1 protein-coding gene is annotated in these 905 nt (G+C 43.6%); it reads left to right on the top strand.

Going from position 1 to position 905, the window contains the following annotated elements; genetic code table 11:
* A partial coding sequence (locus R7040_RS25280) for a DUF523 and DUF1722 domain-containing protein (RefSeq protein ID WP_318097391.1) occupies positions 1–905 on the top strand: 905 nt, incomplete at both ends.

The following is a 905-nucleotide window of genomic DNA, read 5'->3' as shown; positions in this document are numbered from 1 at the left end:
TGCGTGTTAGGTGAACGCGTGCGTTTCGACTCTGGTCATAAAGTCAGTAACTTTGTGACTAAAGAGCTTAGCAATTATTTTGACTTTGTTTCTGTATGCCCAGAGGTGGGGGTAGGCATGCCGGTGCCACGCCCGACAATTCGTTTAATCAGTAATGAAGAACGCATCGCGTTGGTTGAAACGAAAAACCCCGACAATGATCACACAGATAACATGCTGACTTACTCCGCAAATAAAGTGGATGAGCTTCAAAATGAGCAATTGTGTGGTTACATCGTTTGTGCCAAATCGCCAACATGCGGTATGGAACGCGTAAAAGTGTACAGCAAAAACAACGCTGCAAAAGAAGGGGTTGGTCTTTACACGAAAACGTTGATGGAAAAAATGCCGTGGTTACCTATCGAAGAAGATGGACGCTTAAATGATCCCGTTCTTAAAGAGAACTTCATTACTCGCATTTACTGTCTCAACGATTTTTATGAATCGATGGCAGGTGAGCCGACACGCGGTAAGATCATCGATTTTCATTCTCGTTATAAGCTAACGCTTATGGCGCACCATCCAGAGTCGTATCGATCTTTGGGGCGCTTAGTCGCAGATGTTGCCAACTATGAGATTGACGAGTTTTACCGAGAATATCGATTAGGTCTGATGACGGCGCTATCGAACCGTGCCAGTCGCAAAAATAACACGAATGTGTTGATGCATCTTCAAGGGTATTTCAAACGCTCTCTAAACAAAGATGAAAAAGAAGAACTCGCGACCGTGATTCAAGACTATCGTACTGGCACGCTGCCATTACTCGCGCCACTAACATTAATTAAACACTATCTAAATGCTTATCCAGATGAATATCTGCAAAAACAGAAGTTTTTAGAGCCATACCCGCAGGAGATGAGATTACG

The sequence above is a fragment of the Vibrio sp. 1069 genome (assembly GCF_033340555.1).
The sequence above is the reverse complement of the archived record's forward strand: the minus strand, read 5'-3'. Positions and strand labels throughout refer to the sequence as shown.